Origin of the sequence: Bartonella sp. AP65SXKL (assembly GCF_042195725.1) — a bacterium.
Lineage (GTDB): Bacteria > Pseudomonadota > Alphaproteobacteria > Rhizobiales > Rhizobiaceae > Bartonella.
In genome coordinates this window covers 1-640 of sequence record NZ_JBHIOW010000103.1, presented here as the reverse complement: position 1 = coordinate 640, position 640 = coordinate 1, and the positions used below count along the sequence as shown (strand labels likewise).

Here is a 640-nt window from a genome sequence, read left to right as displayed (position 1 = left end):
GGAAAAAAGTTCCTTGATGAGAATGCCATAAAAAGAGTTTTGCGTGGTTGTCTTAAAGACTTCAAAAGAGATTTCTTTATTGTTTTATGCTGTTGTTTTTAACCAAAGGATTCCATTCATACCGTCTATCAGGACGCCGACCTAATTCATTCCCCTCTATAGGAAATTCACGAATATAGTTACAACGACATAAAAGCTCTAAAGCTTGCTTAACGGTTTGATTGTCTTTTAAAGATCTCCAACACCGTCTATAGATATCTCTTGCCGTAAAAACATTGGGTAAAAGATCACAGCGCTCTACAATTAATTTTGCACGCTCTGCTGTTAATGTATCATTCGCCGCATAAAGACGTTTTGCATGACTTATCAGATATTCTTCCCAATATAAGGCTCTCTCAAGGGCATCTCTATTGATTTCAAAACGCCCCCCTTCACTCAATTCAAAAATCAATGCAAGGGTTGGTATGGTTTTATTCATTTTCAAAAGATGCGCTTGTAAACTTGATGAGAAATGACCTCCTTTGATTGTTCTTTGAAAATTTTCCCACCATACACGAAACATTTCTTGAGCTTCAGCAGAAAAGCGTATGGTAATAGGGTGTTTTGGTGATCCTAATGGTTTATCATAAAGAGAACGAAA

The 640-nt window shown here is 36.7% G+C and carries 1 protein-coding gene; it reads right to left on the bottom strand.

The features are described from left to right. Positions 1 to 76: 76 nt before the first annotated feature. A partial coding sequence (locus ACFIMP_RS09880; protein WP_375686348.1) for a DUF3987 domain-containing protein occupies positions 77 to 640 on the bottom strand: 564 nt, incomplete at its 5' end.